General features: G+C 42.3%; 15 protein-coding genes. 5 read left to right on the top strand and 10 right to left on the bottom strand.

What is annotated here, in order from left to right; translation table 11 throughout:
- The first annotated feature begins 123 nt into the window (after positions 1-123).
- Positions 124-2,691 (top strand): M1 family metallopeptidase, encoded by a 2,568-nt coding sequence (locus tag ZOBGAL_RS13565; protein WP_013994204.1) that lies wholly within the window; start codon positions 124-126, stop codon positions 2,689-2,691.
- A gap of 32 nt (positions 2,692-2,723) precedes the next feature.
- Here ZOBGAL_RS13565 and guaB read toward each other — a convergent pair whose 3' ends face one another.
- From guaB to ZOBGAL_RS13540, 5 genes are all read right to left on the bottom strand, one after another.
- Positions 2,724-4,196 (bottom strand): IMP dehydrogenase, encoded by a 1,473-nt coding sequence (gene guaB, locus ZOBGAL_RS13560; RefSeq protein ID WP_013994203.1) that lies wholly within the window; start codon positions 4,194-4,196, stop codon positions 2,724-2,726.
- A 211-nt stretch (positions 4,197-4,407) separates the two neighbouring features.
- Positions 4,408-6,882, bottom strand: a complete 2,475-nt coding sequence (locus tag ZOBGAL_RS13555; RefSeq protein ID WP_013994201.1) for a TonB-dependent receptor domain-containing protein — start codon at positions 6,880-6,882, stop codon at positions 4,408-4,410.
- Complete coding sequence (locus tag ZOBGAL_RS13550; RefSeq protein ID WP_013994200.1) at positions 6,863-8,230, bottom strand: HTTM domain-containing protein; 1,368 nt, start codon at positions 8,228-8,230, stop codon at positions 6,863-6,865. The genes ZOBGAL_RS13555 and ZOBGAL_RS13550 overlap by 20 nt, the downstream gene beginning before the upstream one ends.
- A gap of 3 nt (positions 8,231-8,233) precedes the next feature.
- Entirely contained in the window at positions 8,234-9,364 is a 1,131-nt protein-coding gene (locus ZOBGAL_RS13545; RefSeq protein WP_013994199.1) for an imelysin family protein, read from the bottom strand.
- 111 nt (positions 9,365-9,475) lie between these two features.
- The gene (locus ZOBGAL_RS13540) at positions 9,476-10,699 is read right to left on the bottom strand and encodes a DUF4856 domain-containing protein (protein WP_013994198.1); all 1,224 of its coding nucleotides are present in this window, start codon (positions 10,697-10,699) and stop codon (positions 9,476-9,478) included.
- A 316-nt stretch (positions 10,700-11,015) separates the two neighbouring features.
- On the opposite strand from ZOBGAL_RS13540, the gene ZOBGAL_RS13535 reads away from it, so the two are divergent.
- Positions 11,016-11,381 carry a hypothetical protein gene (locus tag ZOBGAL_RS13535; RefSeq protein ID WP_013994197.1) on the top strand — a complete coding sequence of 122 codons (366 nt, stop codon included), beginning with the start codon at positions 11,016-11,018 and terminating at the stop codon, positions 11,379-11,381.
- Here the strand turns inward: ZOBGAL_RS13535 and ZOBGAL_RS13530 are convergent.
- Both ZOBGAL_RS13530 and ZOBGAL_RS13525 read right to left on the bottom strand, forming a co-directional pair.
- The gene (locus ZOBGAL_RS13530) at positions 11,378-12,244 is read right to left on the bottom strand and encodes a hydroxymethylglutaryl-CoA lyase (protein WP_013994196.1); all 867 of its coding nucleotides are present in this window, start codon (positions 12,242-12,244) and stop codon (positions 11,378-11,380) included. The two genes, ZOBGAL_RS13535 and ZOBGAL_RS13530, sit on opposite strands and share 4 nt — an antisense overlap.
- Positions 12,245-12,302: 58 nt before the next feature.
- Complete coding sequence (locus ZOBGAL_RS13525) at positions 12,303-12,929, bottom strand: LysE family translocator (protein WP_013994195.1); 627 nt, start codon at positions 12,927-12,929, stop codon at positions 12,303-12,305.
- Positions 12,930-13,155: 226 nt separating this feature from the next.
- Here ZOBGAL_RS13525 and ZOBGAL_RS13520 point away from each other — a divergent pair, with 226 nt between their 5' ends.
- Positions 13,156-13,575, top strand: coding sequence for a Dabb family protein (locus ZOBGAL_RS13520; RefSeq protein WP_013994194.1), 420 nt, complete (start codon positions 13,156-13,158; stop codon positions 13,573-13,575).
- Between the two features lie 31 nt (positions 13,576-13,606).
- Here ZOBGAL_RS13520 and ZOBGAL_RS13515 read toward each other — a convergent pair whose 3' ends face one another.
- The 3 genes from ZOBGAL_RS13515 to ZOBGAL_RS13505 form a co-directional block, all read right to left on the bottom strand.
- Positions 13,607-14,650: a quinone-dependent dihydroorotate dehydrogenase gene (locus ZOBGAL_RS13515; RefSeq protein ID WP_013994193.1), complete on the bottom strand. Its 1,044-nt coding sequence runs from the start codon at positions 14,648-14,650 to the stop codon at positions 13,607-13,609.
- 126 nt (positions 14,651-14,776) lie between these two features.
- Positions 14,777-15,214, bottom strand: a complete 438-nt coding sequence (locus ZOBGAL_RS13510; RefSeq protein WP_123772367.1) for a hypothetical protein — start codon at positions 15,212-15,214, stop codon at positions 14,777-14,779.
- Positions 15,215-15,361: 147 nt separating this feature from the next.
- On the bottom strand, positions 15,362-18,343 hold the full coding sequence (locus ZOBGAL_RS13505) for a TonB-dependent receptor (RefSeq protein WP_013994191.1): 2,982 nt from the start codon (positions 18,341-18,343) through the stop codon (positions 15,362-15,364).
- 144 nt (positions 18,344-18,487) lie between these two features.
- Here ZOBGAL_RS13505 and pepT point away from each other — a divergent pair, with 144 nt between their 5' ends.
- Both pepT and ZOBGAL_RS23810 read left to right on the top strand, forming a co-directional pair.
- Complete coding sequence (gene pepT, locus ZOBGAL_RS13500; protein WP_013994190.1) at positions 18,488-19,717, top strand: peptidase T; 1,230 nt, start codon at positions 18,488-18,490, stop codon at positions 19,715-19,717.
- A gap of 157 nt (positions 19,718-19,874) precedes the next feature.
- Positions 19,875-20,036: a DUF1801 domain-containing protein gene (locus ZOBGAL_RS23810; RefSeq protein ID WP_231854762.1), complete on the top strand. Its 162-nt coding sequence runs from the start codon at positions 19,875-19,877 to the stop codon at positions 20,034-20,036.
- The last annotated feature ends 184 nt before the right edge of the window (positions 20,037-20,220 follow it).

The following is a 20,220-nucleotide window of genomic DNA, read 5'->3' as shown; positions in this document are numbered from 1 at the left end:
ATACCACTTCAAACGGTATCGGGTTTTTTATGCCTTAAAACTTAGATACCCTATCTACTTGTATTCGTTTTTACTTTTGAGTACTTTCATTTTCCCATAGCAAATCGCGAATTTCAAAAGTTCATGAAAATATTCTTTATCGCAGCCCTTACCGGCTTATTCCTCTTTTCGTGCAAAGAGCCCAAAAACCATCTGCCCGAGTTGACAAACGGTGTTTCCTTGGAATTGGCAAATTACAGAAAAGACCAAGTTTCCGAGGTCGAGTACCGACTCAAGTTTCAAATTCCAGCAGAAAAGACGGCACCTATTACCTCCAAACTCCTTCTGAGCTTGCAAATTTCAAACCTAGACGCGCCTTTATATTTAGATTTCAAAGAAGAAAGCGACCATTTAAAATCGATTCAAGCCAATGGGCAGACCACTCCAGTCGTCCATCAAAAAGAGCACATCTCCATAGCTGCCAAGCACCTCAAACTTGGAAAAAATACCATAGAAATAGCATTTACGGCCGGCGAATCTTCACTGAACCGCAATGAAGACTACCTATATACACTCTTAGTACCCGACCGTGCGCGAACCCTCTTCCCGTGTTTTGACCAACCGAATATCAAGGCCACCTACTCCATGGAAATTACCGCACCCAAAGATTGGGCCGTGCTCTGCGGGGCGCCCGAAATCAAAAAAGAGGAAATTAACGGATTCAGCAAGCACTATTTTGGCCCGTCGGACCAAATGAGTACCTACCTATTTTCTTTTGTAGCCGGCAAATTCAAAACCACCCGCAAAAATCCGGGTAAATTCGACATGACTCTATTATACAGGGAAACCGACGATGACAAGGTCGCCTACAGCACCGATACGATCTTTCGTCTACACCAGCAATCCATATCCTTTTTAGAAGACTATACCCATCATCCATTTCCCTTCCAAAAACTCGACTTTGCCGCCATCCCCGGGTTTCAATACGGCGGAATGGAGCATGTAGGAGCAATTCAATACAAAGAAGAAGCCCTATTTCTCGACACGACTTCCACAAAAAACCAGAAACTGCGACGACTAAAACTTATAGCGCACGAAACCAGTCATATGTGGTTCGGCGATTTAGTCACCATGAACTGGTTCAACGATGTCTGGATGAAGGAAGTCTTTGCCAATTTTATTGCCGATAAAATAGCGAATCCGGCCTTTCCGGACATCAACCACGACCTTTCATTTATGACCACCCATTACCCTAGGGCCTACAGCGAAGACAGAACCCAGGGCTCAAACCCAATTCGCCAAAAACTCGACAACCTCAACAATGCAGGTTCATTATACGGAAGCATCATCTATAGCAAAGCCCCGATAATGATGCGACAGTTAGAGGCCCTTATAGGAAAAAAGGCTTTTCAGGAGGGGATACAGGAATATATTACAACTTACAAGAACAGCAATGCCGAATGGAGCGACCTTGTTCATATTCTTGACGGTAAATCGGACATAGACATTGAAGAATGGAGCGAAGTATGGGTGAACAGTCCTAGTCGCCCTATATTTCACGAACAAATTGTCTATGATGCCAACCAGAACATATCTTCCTTTGAAATAAGTCAGACCGCCGAAGACAACAGCTACCATGTATGGCCCCAAACCTTTGAACTGACCTTGGTCTATAAAGACAGTCTACAAAAGGTTTTAGTCGATATGAACGGAAGCAGTATCAACCTTCCCGAAGCCATAGGTAAGCCAAAACCCATATCGATCATTTACAACTCCAATGGCATGGGCTATGGGGTTTTTCCTATCCACAACACAAAAACCGACCTCACAATCGAAGATGACGTAGCCCGGGGCTATATGTATATCAATACTTATGAGAACACTTTAAACGGTGCCCTCTCCCCTACAACCTTACTGGATTTTTTCGGTCAAAAACTAGTTAGCGAAAAAAATGAGCTATTGGTCAATTTACTTTCCGGCTATACGACCACTATCTTCTGGAAGTACCTTAGCCCAGACGAAAGAACAAGGTACCAACCACGGCTTGCCGATCAACTTTGGTCGCAGTTGCAGTCTGAACTTCCGGCCAATATTAAAAAAAGTCTATTTTCAACTTTTGGCTCAGTGGCCTATTCCGAAGAATCGAAAGAACAATTGTACCAAGTTTGGCACAAAGACCTCCTTATACCCAACTTAAAGCTCAACCAAGACGATTATACAAAGATGGCAATGCGATTGGCCCTATTCGGCCATTCCGATTCTAAAAGCATTATAGAGCAGGCTAAAAAAGCCATCGACAATCCCGATAAACTGGCGGAGTTCAACTTCCTTCTCCCTTCCCTATCGAAAGACAAAACCGTTAGGAATCGTTTTTTCGACTCCCTTAAAGACGAGGGGAACCGACAGAAGGAATCTTGGGTCTTGCAGGCCTTGGCCTACCTGAACCACCCCTTGCGCGCAAAGGAAAGACTTGTAAATCTAAGGGCGAGCCTTGATCTATTGGAAGAGATTCAAAAAACAGGGGATATTTTCTTTCCGAAAGGATGGCTCAGCAACACCATCGGCAAACACACTTCTGCCGAAGCCTATATTATTTTAAAGGAATTCCTAAGTGACAACCCGAATTTAGAACCTACATTGTTGGGCAAGCTGATGCAAGCCTCTGACGATTTATACCGGGTACAGTCACGAAATAAAGAAGAAAAAGAATAAAGTTGCGGGGAGCGACCGCCCCCCGCATAAACTTACCTACTATAATTAGGCGATTCTTTGGTAATGGTCACATCATGAGGATGGCTTTCGTTAATACCACTAGCGGTAATCTTAACGAAACGACCGTTTTCTTTTAAGGCATTGATATCCTTTGCCCCGCAATACCCCATACCGGCACGAAGCCCCCCTACAAATTGATGGATACTTTCATAAAGTTCCCCTTTGTAAGGTACGCGACCTACGATACCTTCTGGTACCAGTTTTTTAATATCATCTTCCACATCTTGAAAGTAACGGTCTTTACTACCTTCTTTCATGGCTTCAACAGAGCCCATACCTCGGTACGATTTAAATTTTCGTCCTTCATAGATAATGGTTTCCCCAGGAGATTCTTTAGTTCCTGCCAATAGGGACCCTAACATAACCGTATCGGCACCGGCGGCGATAGCTTTTGGGATATCACCAGTATAACGGATTCCACCATCGGCAATTACCGGAACACCGGAGCCTTTGATGGCGGCGGAAACTTCGAGTACAGCCGAAAATTGAGGAAAACCTACCCCTGCAACTACACGGGTGGTACAAATGGAACCCGGTCCGATACCCACTTTTACGGCATCTGCCCCAGCTTCAACCAAATATTTGGCGGCCTCGCCCGTAGCAATATTACCTACGATAACATCAAGGTCCGGAAATTTCTTTTTTACTTCCTTTAAAACAGCCACCACACCTTTGGTATGGCCATGGGCCGTATCAATAACTACGGCATCTACACCTGCATTTACCAATGCCTCCGCCCGATCGACCGCATCGGGAGTTACCCCTATGGCAGCCGCTACGCGCAACCTTCCATACGTATCTTTATTGGCTATAGGTTTCTGGGTAAGTTTTGTGATATCCCTAAACGTGATAAGTCCCACTAACTTATTATCCTTATCGACTACCGGTAATTTTTCGATTTTATTCTCTTGAAGAATGTCTTCGGCCTGCTCCAATGAAGTACCCTCACTCACCGTAACCAAATTTTTAGAGGTCATTACCTCGGAAATCGGACGGTCGTTGTTTTTCTCAAAACGAAGGTCCCTATTGGTAACGATACCGATCAGTTTGCCTTCATCATCAACTATGGGGATACCACCGATACTATACTCCTTCATATTCGCCTTGGCATCACGCACAAAAGAATTCAAGGGCAATGTAACCGGATCGATAATCATTCCACTTTCAGCACGCTTTACCTTGCGTACCTTTACCGCTTGTTGCTCGATAGTCATATTCTTATGAAGCACCCCAATACCCCCTTCTTGGGCAATGGCAATGGCCATACGCGACTCGGTAACCGTATCCATGGCAGCCGAAACAACCGGGACATTGATCGTAATGTTACGCGTAAACTTGCTTTGAATATTTACCTCTCTAGGGAGGACTTCTGAAAAGGCGGGGACTAGGAGTACGTCATCATAAGTGAGACCTTCTCCAACGATTTTGTTTAGGTGGGCTTGCATAGCAATTAAAGATTTAATTGCGTGCAAATGTAGTGAAATTAATTTGTTATTCAGTCTATTGACCTAGGGGAATATGACTAAAACTATTTACTCGGAAATTGCCCACAGGCTTTGAGGTGATATCCCCATAAAACGAAAATGATCTTACCTTTTTTCGTACCCACATCCTGAAAAACCCCAAAATACCCCCTTGAAACCCTTTGCAAGCACCCTACAATTTGAACTGAAGCGTTGTATAAAATGTTCTCGGTTCGGATGGAATAATACCTGGCCCCGGGTAACCTGTAGCCCTTCGGGTAAAATATGAATTATCTAAAAGGTTATTGACGCCCGCTTCCAACTTCCATTTTTTATAGGTGTACGAGAGCGAGAAATCTAAAATATCATAGGCAGGAATCACCCCTTCTATCCCTCTTTGGTTATCATTTACGTCTTGTGGCGCATTGGTAGCATCGGTAAACTGATCGGCAAAATAAGTATACTGAAGGCTTCCCAAAAGGTTATCATAACCAAAGTTTAATCCCGTCTTAAGATTGACTTTTGGAATAAACTCCACTTCCTTGCCTTCTACATTGTTTCGTTCGGAAGAAAGGTATTCCGATTTAGTAATGGCCACATTGGCAAAGTAATTCAATTTCACTTTTTCCGATTGCGGAAAGAAGGTTTCCTTTAAGCTCCAGTTCGCAAAACTTTCCAAACCATAAATAAACGCGGTACCTATATTGCCTCTTGCCCTTAATAATCTTCCCGTTGAAACTTCTTCTCCGGCCGCGTTAACCTGGGTTTCCTCTTTTAATATTTCTCCTAGCCTATTATCATAATAGAGCCCATATATACTTATGTCATACGATAGCGCATCTTTAAATCTTCCCCTGGCACCAAAGTCTGCGGTAAAGCCATCTTCATCTGAAATATTTGAATCTACTTGAAAAGAAGGATTCACCACCCGTATATCACTGAAGGTTACGGAACGGTAGTTTTGCGAAAAATTCCCGTACAATTCTACACTAGGTGACAGCTTATATGTTGCTCCAAGTCCCAACAAAACAAAGGTTCTATCAAAAACCCTGTTATCCTCTATCTCCCTATTTAGCAATGGATTATCCGCCAAGTCTAAGGTAATCTCTTGGTAACCACCTATACTTTCTGTTTTAATATGCTCCAAACGAAACCCAGGAGTTAAAGCTAATTTATCTGAAAGGTTGAATATGTTCTCCCCAAACAAAGCCACATTGAAGTTCGGGAAATTGAACTGAGACTGTCTTTCGTAGTTTGGAAAACTGGCATCGGCAAAATTAAAATCGGCATCCGCAGCTGCAGAGCCCGGTCCTTGCCTTTGGTCATTATTTGTTTTATAAACTTTAGAACCTAATAAAAGGGCCGATTCGGTACCCGCCAAATTATACCTTGTCAACACCCTTGCTTCTGCACCCCAGTTGCTAAAATCATCGATTAACAATTCCCGTGGTCCAGTTGTAATATCATCTTGGGAAACCCTATTGGTACGAAAACCCAAGGCCCTGCGCGAGGCATTCAAACCGAAAACATTGAGACTAAAATCTGTCTTTGGGGAAAAGGCGTGATCCAAACGAAACGAATATAGTCTCCAATCTACTTCGAACCAGTTTCTATCACGATTACTAAACCTTGGGTCTTCATAAAATTGGGCATCGGTCAAACCACCCGGTTGCTTCGCTAAATAATGCAAGAAAGTAGTCTCTAAGCTTACTTTGGTTTTATTGGAAATCTCGTAAGCTAAATGTGTGAAATAGTTCTTGCTGTTAAAATTTGAATTCGGGCGGAAGCCATTTCCATCTTTATAGCTGAGATAAGTATAATAACTGAATTTACCCACCGTACCACTTAAACTATTGAAGCTTGTAAACAGATTGTACGAACCGACGGTCTGACGGGAAATAAGTTCTATCTCCTTATTCGGATTTGGTTTTTTAAACTTAAAATTGATCAAGCCCCCAAATTGAGACCCGTATTGCAAAGAAGCCGCACCACGTACTACTTGAATTTCCTCAAGCGCTTCCGCAGGTGGGGTATAATAACTTTCCGGGTAACCCAACACATCCGCACTAATATCATAACCGTTCTGGCGTGTATTGAAATTAGCCGTTCTATTAGGGTCCAACCCCCTACCTCCAATATTTAGCTGCAAACCGGCATCGCCATTATCATAAATATTTAGCCCCACAACCTGACTATAGATTTGTCTGGCATTGTTGGCCGCAAGGTTTCCGGTAAGGCCCTCCATAAGGACGACCTCTGTTTTTTTACCGGCATAAATAGCGGTGCCTTCCACCTTTTTTAATTGCTTTAAAGCGAATACCTTTTCCCTTCTTTCGGTCAGAACCACTTCTGAAAGTTCTTGTGATTTTATACGCTGGAGTTGAACACTGAGATTAAAAGCGGAATCAAAGGTCAATTCCTTTTCATATACATCATATTCAAAAGCGAAGACTACTACGGTGTACTTACCTCCGGTAATATTGGAAAACTCAAAATTACCATCGGCATCGGTAGTTTTTAGAAGTTGCACCTCTTTTAAATACACCTCTGCATCTTGAACAGGCTTCCCCTTTTCATCGGTTACGTTGCCCGAAATCGTAATCTGCGAAAAGCCGGAAAACGAGGTTAAGAATACTATGAATACGATACTAAATTCCCTTAATTTCATCAGTAAAAGGTATTATCCAACTTTTATGTTCAAACGACTCCCGCTCTTGGGCAAGGTCTACTTTTGGGTCGATGTAGGTAGTACTTAACCTTCCGTTCAAGGCCACGCGGCAATCGACGAATATTTGCACATTTTTGTGTCCATCTTTTTCAAAATGTCTTTTCAGATAGCGTGCATATTCTAATATAAAATCAGGTTGAAAAGACATTTGTTTTTCTTGAAAGGGTGTCAAAAAATCGGAATTATCGACATAAAACCACCTCCCCGAATCTTTGCTCACTACTTTGAACTGGGCATAGCCCGATTTTTCCATAAGCATCACCCGCCAAGAGAAACGATACCCCTCTTCCGTCCAAAACAATTCCCCTGGATACGCCAGGTAGCGCCAGGGCATCAGCAATTGCACCACAAAAAAAACGGCCATTAAAACCAATTTGGAATTCGTTTTAACATTCGAGGCGAAAACCAAGACCTGACCGTTATCAAAGCGATTTTTGTGTATTCGGAAAAGACCACTAACATAGCTCAAGAGCTTATGATGAAAAGATGAATCAAAGAATATTAATGTAGAGACTATCATGACATATGGAAACATGCCTATAGGGAAGAGCACCCGTGTCGTTACATGAAAGACAACCACCATTAAAAAAGCAAAAGGGCGTGTCTTTTTGTACAATAACAGGAATGGAATGGCCAAATCATAACTGGCCCCGAACCAACTAAAAGCATATTGCACCCATTCTTCGTGCAAAAACTGTCCTAAAAGCGGGGTATCGAATTTAGAGGGCAACCAAATTTTCAAGGGCATGGCCTTAAAAAGCCAATCGGAGTTTAGCTTGGCCAATCCCGCGTAAAAATAAACGATGCCCAGCATGAGCTTTATACCATTGACCGTCCAAGCCGGAATCTTCTGAAAGGCTTTTTTAGGGTTTAGCTTGGCATCCAAAGAAAAATAGGCGTTGGCCGGAAGAAAAATCATCAAAAAACCAACGAGGCTAATAAAATAGTAATGGTTGAGATAGGTGGTCTTATCCATCAACTCTATATAGGTAAAGCTGAGAAAAAACATAATAATCGCCATTCTATACCTATAACCCAGTGCCACAAAGATGGCCGAGAGTCCACAGATAATAAATATGAGATAGGTATAAGCTCCCAAGGGTTTTACCCACTCAAAGCCATAATATGAGAAGAAGAGTTTGGGCTGTATATATAATTTTTCGATCCATCCGTAGCTCCAAAACCTTACAATACTAAGCAACATCATCACACCAAATAAAATGCGAAAGACCGCCAAAGGGGCGGCCTCTATAGGGGCTGTAATATGTTTGCTTATGAAACGGTTCATTTTCTAGTCGCCATCCGCATCAACAAAGTCAATACTTACGCTCATGGCCGAAACCATATCCACTTTGAACAAAGGAACAATGCGTTGTACCTCGTCATACGCCAAAAGCATATTTGTGGGCGGCACATTATCTTCAAGTTCTTCACGAAAAGGAGCCAAGGCTTCCACTTTAGTCTTAGCCAAGTCGAACTGTTCGTTGATTAGCTTTGTTAAATCTTCACCATCCTTAACCTCGTTCAACGCATCCAAGTAAGACGCCAGGCTTTCGCCAGATGTCGTTTTTCCATAATGTACGCCATTGAAAAAATCCTGTACAGCCTCAAACCCTTCTATAAAAAGTTCGTTAGAAACATCGGCTTTGTAATAGGCCTCAACATTTTGTGGAAGTACACTTTCCGAAAAAGCACCTATAGGAATTCCCATTTTACCTGCTCTCAAATATTTCTCGTAGTAAAAAATATAATCGTTGATAAACCGGTCTACCGATGCGGTCGAAGACGCACCGTCGTTTGCCACAAAAGTATCCCTATATCCTGAATCCCACTCCGCAAGTACCCCAGATGTGAGACTTGACATATCGGCAATAATGGCTTCTGTATAAGCAATCAGCTTCTCTTTTTCCTCTCCATTATATTTTGCCACGATATCCGTATCGGTATCGCCCAAGCCGTTAATTAAATAATCTAAAGCAGGGAAGCCTTTGGCATTTCTGTTGGAAGCAAGGCCAAGATCGTAACTTTCCGAAGCTATAAAACCCTCTATTTTTTCGGCATCGGTAGGATAAATATTCATATTCAGGCGAAACCCAACCGTTTCGGCAGGACCTATCTCGAACATAGAAACCCTTTGCCACATTTTATAGGCAGATAACCATGATTCCCTAAAGGCTACAAGGTTGGTTTCGGTAGCATCGGCTTTGAAAGTATCAAATGCCGTTTGCAAACCCGACATTTCATTAGAAAAAGCTTCATAGGAAGGTTTAATAATATTGTCGGCCCAGTTCGCCAACATGGGTCCTCGTTCAAAACTGACCGGTTCCGGATCTACGTCATCCGATGTACCTCCCCCACTATTATCCGAGCTGCAGGCCCATATCATTGTGGCCACGGTAAATAGGGCAAAAAACCTCCTCATAGCTTATTTTTATTTATTCTAATTAAGCAAAAGTATAAAAAGCAGCCTGTTATCACCTAACAGATACTGCTTTTTTTTAAAACACTTAAATTTTAATATTGGCCCTCGCCATTAGTCAGCGGCCTGGGCCACGGTAAATCCGAAGCGTTCGGCGATATCTTCCGAAATCTCATCGATGGTTTCCGCTTTTAAATCCCACAAGCCATTGGCGCCATCATCCATCAATTCTTCCAAAAGCTCATCAGATTCGGCTTTTGAAAAATAAGGGGCGTCCGTACCCGGCTTTCGCGTAAAACGCAAACTATAGATAAAACCATAGGCTTCGGACAATGCGTGAAAAGCACTTGCGTAATTAGGCACCTCATCTGCTAAAGTCGCTTTTGCACGCTGCATATAAAACACCCCCCTAACAGCAGGTACCAATGATATTTTCTCTCGAATAATCTCAGCTTGGGCATCACGTACCCCATAATCTCCCGCTACAATGGCAGCACGCCCTAATTTAAAAGCTTGAAATATATCATCGGCTATTCCGGCGAAATCGGCATCCTCTTCAAGTTTCCCTATGTATTCGTTCAAAAAACTATCGGCTCCCAGATCGGCATTGGGATCAGAAGCATCGGCATTCAAGCCATATACATAACCATAGGCCTCATCCCATTTATGTTCCATATTGGTATAAGACTTGCCCTCCAATACCGTTCCGGCATCGTTATCGGTACGATTGGAAGATTCATCCAATACCGTTGGACTCAAGTAGTTGTTAAGCGCCTGGTCGGTCATCAGGGCCCCTATCAAGCCTTTGGCGAACAATTGGTTGTACTCAAGACCTTTTGCGTTTACATAACGTATTTTTTCACCGTCGGCCAATTGACCTGCAATTCCCGCAGCCGCGGAAACATTCCAATTGGCAAAAACTTCATTTACCTGGCCTTCTATCCATGACTCAAAATCGGCGCGGATAAGGGTTTGGTCCGTAGTATTGGCATAAAAATAATCTACAGAAGCCGCCGTCTTACTACGTAAATTTTTATCCGAAGCATTTAAATCAGCATCCTCAAAATCGGCCGCACCATCATCATGGGCGAACATGGCCTTCAAACTTTCGGCCGTATTACTTTCATCCAAAAAATTGGTCAAAAGCTCATGGGCCATTTTAATACGCGTGGTCTGACCACTGAAACTTACGGTAGACTCGCCATCGCGCTCAAAAGAATAACTAACCGGATTATCGATTGTTATAGTTTCGTCCATTCCTGACGCATCATCATCTGAACTACACGATGTAAGGACTATTGCCGAACTAAGGGCCAATGTAAACAGGGCTTTTTTCATTATGAAGGATATATGTTTATTTAGACTTGATTTAAATTGAGTGGCAAAGCTAACACATGGAGCTTGTCTGTGCAAAATAATTTTTATTTATTCTAAATAATAACACCCTCATTGCCTTTGCCGCTCCTAGAGGAATAAAATAGGGGATAAAAATTTGGGGTATTTTCACTCTATTTATAATTAATCTAAATAAAAATACTATTTTTGATTCAGAATTTAAGGCGCATACCCCTCCCTACCCCCAAGGAGAGGATAGGCTTGATCAAAGTAGCGTATAACATAAAATGTTCACCCCAAAATATCTAAAAATTACACTATGGACGACATTACCCCCATATACCACAACCCCTTTGGCGTTGCATTTCAATGGAAAAGAAACTCGATAAAAGACACCAGTAAGATACAGATCGTCTTTAGGGACACAGGTCTCTTATTGACCGAAAAAGAACTCGTACAGTTTCAAAAGAACATTGAGTGTACGATGAACAGCAATGCCCTTTGCAAGGATTGCCAACAACATGAAACCTGTAGGTCGCTACTTTTAGACACCCCCGCACCACAGATTACCTTGGCCATGAACCTAAAAGAATTGAACGCCGTGCACGACTTGGTCGAAGGCACCCTATTTCAGCTTAATTTGGATAGTTACCTGAACCGAATGTGTGGAGGGAACGAGAACTAGTGATACTGCGAAAACAACTCGGTAGCCTTATTGTATGCAGCTTCAAAAACCATCCAATTGACTCCGCTATCTACCTTTTCCGCGGTAAAATACGAAAGCATCTGCTCGGTAGGCATGTTTCCGGTAAGTTCATCTTTGGCCATCGGGCAACCTCCGAAGCCCTGAATCGCCCCATCGAACCTACGGCAACCCGATTTGTAGGCGGCATCTACCTTTTCATGCCACCGACTCGGTGTAGTATGCAAATGGGCACCAAATTCAATATCGGGATACTTGGGAATCAAATTTGAAAACAGGTACTTGATAACCTCTGGGGTAGACGAACCTACGGTATCGGAAAGCGAGAGTATCTTAGCCCCCATGGCACTCAATTTTTCGGTCCATTCCCCTACTATATCCACATCCCACGGATCTCCATAAGGATTACCAAAACCCATTGATATATACGTCACCACTTCTTTTCCCGAAGCGTCGGCAATATTTAATATTTCTTGGAGTATTTCTACCGACTGATCTATGGTTTTATGCGTATTACGCATCTGAAAATTCTCGGATATAGAAAAAGGATACCCCAAATATTGAATCTCGGGGTGCTGCGACGCCTCTTGGGCCCCTCTAACGTTAGCCACGATACTCAACAATTTACTCTGGGTCTTCGACAAGTCCAATTGCGATAATACCTCGGCGGTATCAACCATTTGTGGAATGGCCTTGGGGGACACAAAACTCCCGAAATCTATGGTATCGAAACCACAACCCAGCAAAGCCTGAATGTACTTTACCTTTTCGCCGGTAGGAATAAAAGGCTTGATACCTTGCATGGCATCCCTAGGACATTCGATTACCTTCACCTTTTCCATCATGTGCTTACATTTCTTATGAGGCAGCAGAAACCACTCATAAAACTAATCAAAATTAGCATTATTTATCCGATACCAGAATATAGACCGCAATACCAATAAAGACAATGATTTGTAGCCATTTCAGATAAATTCCCATTTTGGGTTTTGATGTAAAATACGACGAAATACTCCCCGAAAGCACCGCTATTAAGCTGAAAACTATAAAGGAAACGAACATAAAGACCAGCCCCAGCACATAGAACTGAACTACGGTACTCATATCATCGCTAAAGAGAAAACCGGGAAAGAAGGCCAAAAAGAAAATAGCAACCTTGGGGTTTAATACATTCATGATAAACCCCTGCCTAAATAGCTCCCAGAGCCCTTTTTTAGGTACCGAACCTTCGGTCAAACTTAGCGAGCCACTACTTTTAAACACCTTGTACGCCAGATAAAAGAGGTAAATGGCCCCCAACAATTTAATTCCAAAAAAGAGGGTATCACTTTCCTTGATCACCATTGACACCCCAAAGGCCAACAAACTCGTATGCACCAGACAACCCGACATGAGTCCCGCCGTAGTAGCCAATCCGTGTTTTTTACCATTGACCAGACTTTGCATCAATACATAAATATTATCAGGACCCGGCGAAATGGACAAGGCCATGGTGGCCAACATAAAAGTATAGAGCGTTTCGTAATTCATTTTTAAATTATTCAGTATCACTGTTCGTTCCCGAACCAATAAATACACGATTTTTGGGGCGATTCCGGCAACGCGCCGCTAAAGTAACGACTCTTTTTTATATCTTACCGACCGTTTAGTTTTTTTGAGAGGCTTCCCTCCTGTCTTTCCTTAGGTTATACGTATGTAGCATTATTGCCTTTTTTAGTATAAAGTATGTATTGAATTACAGAGAAACGACTATATCATGAAACAAAGTTACCTTACACTCACCTTATGTCTCATTTTGTTCGCCTTACTTTCTATGGCCTTCAAAAATAGGACCGCCCACCAAACCGATCAATCTATCAGCATGCAAGAAGACAGTCTGCTACGTCATGTAGTTTTATTCAAATTCAAACCCGAAACCACGAAAGAAGACATCAAAAAAGTTGAGGAGGCATTTACTGCCCTACCCTCTAAAATTCCACAAATCGTGGGATATGAGTGGGGCCTGAACAACAGTCCTGAAGGATTAAACCAAGGATTTACCCATTGTTTCTTCCTTACCTTCAACAGCGAGGAAGACCGTGCCGTTTATTTGCCCCACCCCGACCATAAAGCCTTTGGCGACATTTTGGGACCGCACTTAGACGATGTGCTCGTTGTAGATTATTGGGCCAAATAAGATCAGTATTACCTTAAAGTCCAAATAAATTTTATTGCCTCTGCTTTTTAAGAATGGCTTTATTGATTCGTTTTATCAAGGCCGGTCCTTCGTAGATAAAACCGGTATACAATTGAACAAGGTCTGCCCCAGCTTCTAATTTTTCGAGTGCATCCTCTTCGGAATGTATTCCGCCCACACCTATTATAGGGAAAGCTTTGTTGCTTCTTTCCGCTAAGAACCGAATCACTTCGGTGCTTCTTTTGGTCAATGGTTTTCCACTCAAGCCACCCGTTTCACTAACGAGCGAAGCATCCGATTTTAGATGTTCTCGCCCAATGGTCGTATTGGTCGCAATAACACCATCTATTTTAGTATCGCCAACAATAGCGATAATATCCAAAAGCTGGTCGTCCGTAAGGTCTGGGGCAATCTTCAATAGAATCGGCCTTTCCTTTGCTTGTTTCTGCCGTGCCAGTTTTGTGTTTTCGGATTTCAGTTCCAGCAAAAGGGCGGTCAAAGGTGCTTTATCTTGAAGCTCGCGTAGGCCAGGCGTATTAGGTGAACTTACATTGACCACAAAGTAATCGACGTGATCAAAAAGCGCGTCAAAACAGATAAGGTAATCTGAAACCGCATTTTCATTGGGTGTAAGCTTATTTTTTCCAATATTGCCTCCAATGAGTACTTTGTGTTTCTTTTTCAATCGCCCTACGGCATCGGCAACCCCCATATTGTTAAACCCCATACGGTTGACAATCGCCTGATCGGGCTTCAGCCTGAACAATCTCTTTTTAGGATTTCCCTCTTGGGGTTTGGGCGTTAAGGTTCCTATCTCAACAAAACCAAATCCAAAATTGGACAACTCATTGTAGAGCTTGGCATCTTTATCGAAACCCGCCGCCAGACCTACCGGATTTTTGAACCGAATTCCAAAGACTTCCTTTTCCAGACGTGGGTCCTCTATTTTATAGATGGCCTCGAACAGGCTTGAAAAACCAATTTTACAAAGAAAACGGACTAGAGAAAAGGTAAGGTGATGGGCTTTTTCGGCATCTAGCAAAAAAAGTAAGGGCTGAAGAATAGACTTATACATGAGGGTATATAGAATTTGCGCAAAAATACAAACTTACCCCCTAGTACAGGCATAACTTACTACTATTTTTATATGTCGGGACATGGAACATGTCTTAAAAAAAGACGTGCCCCGCCTCTTAGATTCTTAATCTTCCCCTTCAGGGATTTCATAATTTTTAGGAATTACCTTGATAGGTATCCTTATAGCTTCATTACAGAGTCGAAGATAACGCTCATACTGTTTTGAATTGAAGAGCGACAAGAGTTTTTTATCACTGTCGTAGGCCGCCTGTACCAGCTGTTGCTGCAATACCTTGTATTTTTCCGCCAATTTAATGAGGTCTTCTTCGCTGCTTTGCGGATGTTCGGCCAACAGCTTTTCTATTTGCCCTTCAATATCCTTGGTCTGCACCTCCAGTTCGCCTTGTAGGGCTTCCATAGTGCTTATTTGCTCTTCGTTCAATTGAAAAATAGTTTTGATGGCCTCATTGTTCTTTCCACCTATATCCAATGTGCAATTTTGGGCATTTACCGATGTAAAAAGCATCAAAAATACCATTGAACCGTATAATTTTCGCAACATATACCTCTTTTTAAAATTTGAATCCATTTATATAAACACCATTTTAAGTGAAAAATTATACTTCTTCTATGTATGACACCCCTAAATAAAAAGAAAGACCGTTCTTTCGAACGGCCTTTCCCTATATTATTCCTTCTTTTCAATACTCTACTTCAAAGCGAAGCTTACACGGGCAAACAAGAACCGTCCTCCAATACCGAACTGTTGCGCCCTACGCGACCAATCGAATCGGCCATCACTACGGTTATTGTATTGATCTTCGGCCCTATCGGGGTAGATATCCAATAAGTTATTGGCCCCTATGGTCAAGGTCAAGGCATCGGTAGCCTTATACCCAATGGAAAGGTCGGTCACCACCTTGGTTCCAAAAACCTGTTGGTTGGCTATGACCGTAGTCGCTTCGGTAACCTCCCCAAAGTATACGTTTCTTAAGAACATGATCCATTTATCGGAGGTAAGGCTGTTGGAAAGGTTGATTTTCGTACGTGGTACGGCCTCTTCCAGATACACTCTACTATCTTCTGGAAAATAAGTATTAACAAGACCCGCATCTTCTAACACTTTTGATGAATTAATATCACCTATTTGATTCGTTTTAGATAAGGTACCCGCCAAATCCGATTTCAATCTCCAGTTATCACTTAAGTTGGCCGTATGCGTAAGCACTACATCCAATCCACGAGATTCGGTATTTATCGCATTTGCAAAGAAGGAAGCAGCTGTAGCATTTGCCTGACTTAGCAAATTATCCAATTCAGTTCCTGTACCCGGGCCTTCAAATTGACCTGTATACACTACCCTATCATTAATTTCCACATAATATCCATCTACAGTCAAGGTTAGGTTTGCATCTGGAATCTTGGCCGTAAAACCAACACTTATACTACTTGAAGTTTCTTCCTTCAATTCAGGAATACCCAAAAGTTTAGCGGCCCTACTATCATTGGCAAAGGTACCTACTTCTTGTGGGTCGCCATTCTGATCAAAAATAGTAGATGTAGAGTTGAAGTTTATCTGATGTAAGGAAGGAGCCCTAAAACCCGTATTCCCTGCAGCCCTAAGGTTTATATTATCATTGACCTTATAACGTGTTGCCAATTTAAAATTGATAGTAGAACCAAAATCGCTATAATTCTCAAAACGTGTAGCAAAACTAGCAACGAATTTTTCTGAAAAATCCGCTTCTAAATCAATGTAACCGGCAACACTACTTCTTCCTCTAGACAATTCATTCGACGGTCCAAAACCAGGAAAAACCTGTGATCCACCAGGTCTAGATTCCCCGAAGAAATCCGTTGGTACACGTACATCCGAATTTGGATTTGGTATTGTTTTTTCCTCTCCATCCAACACGGGAACACCAGCAGCATCCCTAACAATATCATCATAAGGATTGTTTATATTCCCCGTACCATCATATTGCCCATAAGAAGCTGGTTCCCCAGCCACTATATCGTAATTTTCGACACGGTATTCCGCTCCAAAAGCCACATTCAATCCAGACAACGCATCTTCAAAAAAGCGGGTTACGTCTAAATTGGCCGTATTCTGCGCAAAAGAAAATCCCCCTGCATCAAAAAGGGTAGGTGATGCATTTTGCATGGATGCATTAAAGGTATTTCCGATGGAATACAGAAAAGAGTTCTTTCCGTAGGTATTGCTCAAGTCCACATCCCATTCATTGATCTTTCCTTTAATACCCACCGATAGCGACCTGTCTTTAATAGTTGAATTGATTTCTGGTAAAAATCCGTTCATATATGCAAGTGTATATGTCCTGCTTTGATTGGGCAAACGATAAAAACCTGCTGAATTACCCGTTCTTGAACTGATACCGGCAAAAGAATATACCTCAGTTCCGCTATCATCTAAAGGCAAGGAAAAGTTGGCAAAAATTCGTCCCCCACGTAAAGCCGACTGACCAACTCTCATGTTATAATCACTACGTTTCTGGTTTCTTTCGGTAAGTTCCGAATCAGTAACATCGTTAGAAAGCGGATTATAAAATATAATATTGCCATCATCATCTTTCTTTGTTGGGGTATGCAATTCAGATGAAGAGAATCCATTTATAATATCCCTATCATTTTGGTCAAAATAAGGTAAATTTTGAGACAATCTAACTACATCGGCATCCTGCAGATCAGCAATATCTAAATTCTCCCCTAATGCTAGCCTTTCTATAGAGTTATACGCATTAAAAATTCCACCTTCCCACTCCTTCATCCTACTATAATCTTGACGTACGTCAAAATCACCAGAAAAGTTCAAGAAACCTCCGTTCTCACCTAAGGGAACACCATAACTAGCAGCTATGTTGGTCGTAGCCCCATCTACACCGCCTGTTTGATCATTGGCGTTCTTGGAAAAATTAGCACCAGAGGTAACCGACATGTTCAATTCGTTCACACTCTTGTTCAAAACGATATTGATTACCCCCGCTATGGCATCAGAACCATATTGGGCAGCTGCCCCATCCCTTAAAACTTCAATACGCTGAATGGCGGCTGCCGGTATAGCATTTAAATCGGTACCCACACTACCACGTCCGAAAGTTCCGTTTACATTGATCAAAGAAGAGGTATGTCTTCTTTTACCATTGATCAGTACCAAAACCTGATCAGGACCCAAACCTCTTAATGAAGCCGGATCAACGTGATCCGTACCATCTGAAATAGTCTGGGTGTTTGAAGTAAAAGAAGGTGCTACATAATTCAAGATCTGATTTAAGTTCACCTGTGGGGCAACACTGTTCAGTTCCTTCATACTAATTACATCTACCGGAACCATACTCTCGGTAGCCGTTCTGTTCGGGTTACGCGACCCCACGATAATAACCTCCGACAAGGCTACTCCCGAAGATAATTGGATCTTCATTGTACCCGACTGGGCCGTTACCTCTTTGGTCTCATAACCGATGTAAGAAATAACCAGCTTATCGCCAACCTCCGCATTGATCGTAAACAATCCGTCAAAATCGGTGGTGGAACCTGTCGTCGTTCCTTTGACCACTACGGATGCACCGGGCAGTGGGCCATCTTCATCTGAAACCGTACCTGTGATTTGAGCACTTCCAATAGCTATGCATCCAAAAAACAGCACATAGCATAAAAAATACATTCTTTTCATAATTGATTATTTGAGTTAATTCTACCATAAGTTAGGCATTTTCCAACATTCACGTAAGAAATTCACTAAAAATATAGTCTTAAAACAGGCTTCGTTTGTATCTAGTAAACCCAATTTTGTACTTTTGATTCAAAAACATTTTAGATGCAGCATATCATCGATCGCTTTTTGAAGTATGTAAAAATCGATACTCAAAGCGACCCCAAATCAAAGACCACGCCCAGCACCGAAAAACAATGGCATTTAGCAGACTTACTCGTCGAAGAATTACTGGAAATTGGCATGGAGGAAGTTTCCATCGACAACAACGCCTACATTACGGCCACCTTACCGAGTAATCTCAACATTGAAGTACCTACCATAGGCTTTATATCGCATTTTGACACTTCTCCCGATTTTACGGCTACAAATGTCAATCCGCAAATTATCGAGGATTACGACGGCAAGGACATTGTACTGAACGCCCACGAAAACATTGTACTCTCTCCCGATTATTTCGAGGATTTACTGCAGTACAAGGGCCAAACCCTCATCACTACGGACGGAACCACCCTTTTGGGCGCCGATGACAAGGCCGGAATCACCGAAATTGTCACGGCCATGGAATACCTTATCAACCATCCGGAAATAAAACATGGAAAAATCAGGGTCGGTTTTACCCCCGATGAAGAAATCGGTCGTGGGGCACATCATTTTGACGTTGAAAAATTTGATGCCGATTGGGCCTATACCATGGACGGAAGCCAGATTGGCGAACTAGAATTTGAAAATTTCAATGCGGCCAGTGCCAAGGTGATAATAAAAGGAAAGAGCGTACATCCGGGATACGCCAAAAACAAAATGGTAAACGCCATAAGCATCGCCAGCGAATTTCTCGAGATCTTACCCCCGGAAGAAACCCCTCAAAACACCGAGGGACGCGAAGGCTTCTTTCACGTACACCACATTCAAGGCTCAATAGAACATGCCGAATTTGAGCTTATCGTACGTGACCATGACAAAGACCATTTTGAAAAGAGAAAACAACTACTTCGCAATATCACCGATAAATTAAATTCAATTCACGGCAATTGCATTACCCTCGAATTAAAAGATCAGTATTTTAATATGAGGGAAAAAGTAGAACCGGTATACCACATCGTAGAAATAGCCAAGGAGGCCATGGAAGCCATGCGCGTAACGCCCATCATCAAACCCATACGTGGTGGCACCGATGGCTCACAGCTCAGCTATATGGGGCTCCCATGCCCCAATATTTTTGCCGGCGGGCACAACTTTCACGGAAAATACGAATATATTCCCGTAGAGAGCATGATAAAGGCCACCGAGGTCATCATCAAAATCTGTGAACTGGTAGCCAAAAAAGCCGTATAACCACAAAGCTTATCTTAGGGAAGTCAACTTACTGCACTTCCCTAATGGATATAGCCGAAAAAAGTAGAAGCCTACTACACCGAAGCACATCATTTAAAAACGGTGTCGCCCTCTTGTGCCAACTCGTTTTGAAAACCGATTTAGAGGAAACCCATAAATGGAATTTTCCGACTTATACCTTGGACAAAAAAATGTGTTGGCCATTTGCAAGTTCAAACACCACTTCGGCATCTGGTTCTTTAACGGGGTCTTTTTAAACGACCCCGAAAACCTTCTTGAAACTGCACAAAAAGGAAAGCCCCTAGCCATGTTCCATTAAAGGTTTTTTTTCGGAAAAGGAAATAAACCCCACTACAAGCAGCGTGAAGACGCCACATACATTACAGAAACCCTACGTGAAAAAACAAAACTAAATCGACTTGACAAGATTTTGCCGATGATTAGCAAAGACAAAGGCTTGAATGACCTGTTCCGGTAAAAACATCCTAGCCCTTCCCTATTTT

Origin of the sequence: Zobellia galactanivorans (genome assembly GCF_000973105.1) — a bacterium.
GTDB classification, from domain to species: domain Bacteria; phylum Bacteroidota; class Bacteroidia; order Flavobacteriales; family Flavobacteriaceae; genus Zobellia; species Zobellia galactanivorans.
Note: the sequence above shows the minus strand (reverse complement) of the source record. Positions and strands in the feature narration are given on the sequence as shown.